This window comes from Massilia sp. PWRC2 (genome assembly GCF_049896725.1).
Classification (GTDB): Bacteria; Pseudomonadota; Gammaproteobacteria; order Burkholderiales; family Burkholderiaceae_D; genus JAFCUW01.
Genome location: NZ_JAFCUW010000035.1, coordinates 1 through 1,780, shown reverse-complemented (window position 1 = coordinate 1,780; position 1,780 = coordinate 1). Strand labels below are relative to the sequence as shown.

Sequence of the window (1,780 nt, the reverse complement as noted above, 5' to 3'; positions counted from 1 at the left end):
TTTCAACACGGGTAGTGAGTATGTACCTCACAAGCACAACGCGCTTTCTTTTCTCTACAACTGCTAATGTTATAGGGACAAGCCGTACGGGCAATTAGTACTGGTTAGCTTAATGCATTACTGCACTTCCACACCCAGCCTATCAACGTCCTGGTCTCGAACGACCCTTTAAAGAGCTCAAGGCTCTGGGAAATCTCATCTCAAGGCAAGTTTCCCGCTTAGATGCTTTCAGCGGTTATCTCTTCCAGACTTAGCTACCCGGCAATGCCACTGGCGTGACAACCGGTACACCAGAGGTCTGTCCACTCCGGTCCTCTCGTACTAGGAGCAGCCCCCTTCAAATTTCCAACGCCCACGGCAGATAGGGACCAAACTGTCTCACGACGTTTTAAACCCAGCTCACGTACCACTTTAAATGGCGAACAGCCATACCCTTGGGACCGGCTACAGCCCCAGGATGTGATGAGCCGACATCGAGGTGCCAAACTCCCCCGTCGATATGAACTCTTGGGAGGAATCAGCCTGTTATCCCCAGAGTACCTTTTATCCGTTGAGCGATGGCCCTTCCATACAGAACCACCGGATCACTATGTCCTACTTTCGTACCTGCTCGACTTGTCAGTCTCGCAGTTAAGCACGCTTATGCCATTGCACTATCAACACGATGTCCGACCGTATCTAGCGTACCTTCGAACTCCTCCGTTACACTTTAGGAGGAGACCGCCCCAGTCAAACTGCCTACCATGCACTGTCCCCGATCCGGATAACGGACCAAGGTTAGAACCTCAAACAAACCAGGGTGGTATTTCAAGGTTGGCTCCACGAGAACTGGCGTCCCCGCTTCTAAGCCTCCCACCTATCCTACACAGATTGGTTCAAAGTCCAATGCAAAGCTACAGTAAAGGTTCATGGGGTCTTTCCGTCTAGCCGCGGGTAGATTGCATCATCACAAACATTTCAACTTCGCTGAGTCTCGGGAGGAGACAGTGTGGCCATCGTTACGCCATTCGTGCAGGTCGGAACTTACCCGACAAGGAATTTCGCTACCTTAGGACCGTTATAGTTACGGCCGCCGTTTACTGGGACTTCAATCAAGAGCTTGCACCCCATCATTTAATCTTCCAGCACCGGGCAGGCGTCACACCCTATACGTCCACTTTCGTGTTTGCAGAGTGCTGTGTTTTTATTAAACAGTCGCAGCCACCAGTTTATTGCAACCCGTTCATCCTTCCACAGTAAAGTGGTCAAACTACAAGGGCGTACCTTTTCCCGAAGTTACGGTACCAATTTGCCGAGTTCCTTCTCCCGAGTTCTCTCAAGCGCCTTAGAATACTCATCTCGCCCACCTGTGTCGGTTTGCGGTACGGTCTCGTATGACTGAAGCTTAGAGGCTTTTCTTGGAACCACTTCCGATTGCTTCAGAACCTAAGTTCCTCGTCTCGACCCCTTGAATTACGCACCCGGATTTGCCTAAGTGCCTTCTATGAGTCAAAAACCGGGACATCCAACACCCGGACAACCTTCCGCGATCCGTCCCCCCATCGCATCATACGACGGTGCAGGAATATTAACCTGCTTCCCATCAGCTACGCATCTCTGCCTCGCCTTAGGGGCCGACTCACCCTGCTCCGATGAACGTTGAACAGGAAACCTTGGGCTTACGGCGTGGAGGCTTTTCACCCCCATTATCGCTACTCATGTCAGCATTCGCACTTCTGATACCTCCAGCATCCTTTACAAGACACCTTCGCAGGCTTACAGAACGCTCTCCTACCATATC

General features: G+C 51.3%; 1 rRNA gene. It reads right to left on the bottom strand.

The annotated features are described in order from the left end of the window. Positions 1 to 73: 73 nt before the first annotated feature. Positions 74 to 1,780, bottom strand: a 23S ribosomal RNA gene (locus ACP7BZ_RS22875); the annotation flags it as partial.